This window comes from Bacillus cereus group sp. N11 (assembly GCF_016483605.1).
GTDB lineage: Bacteria > Bacillota > Bacilli > Bacillales > Bacillaceae_G > Bacillus_A > Bacillus_A toyonensis.
Genome location: NZ_JAEHBN010000125.1, coordinates 1 through 229, shown reverse-complemented (window position 1 = coordinate 229; position 229 = coordinate 1). Strand labels below are relative to the sequence as shown.

Genomic DNA, 229 nt, shown 5'->3' with positions numbered 1-229 from the left:
AAAAAAATCCCTATCTTTTGGAGTTAAGTCAGTGATTGAAGATAGATCATCCGGCCTATCAAATGTGTAGCGTATTAGCCTTATCAGCAAAAGAAACAACGCAAGGCACAATCAGTACAATTTTACGAATTTTAGATGACCAGCAAGAACAATCTGAAAAATTAGAGAAACAGAGAGCGTATCTTTGGGTGCGGTACTAGTTATTAGTGGAAAATGAAATAGGAAGGAG

Annotated in this window: 1 protein-coding gene; it reads left to right on the top strand. The window is 36.7% G+C overall.

Going from position 1 to position 229, the window contains the following annotated elements; genetic code table 11:
- Positions 1–35: 35 nt before the first annotated feature.
- Positions 36–200 carry a hypothetical protein gene (locus JDS98_RS29970; RefSeq protein ID WP_242481006.1) on the top strand — a complete coding sequence of 55 codons (165 nt, stop codon included), beginning with the start codon at positions 36–38 and terminating at the stop codon, positions 198–200.
- Positions 201–229: the final 29 nt, after the last annotated feature.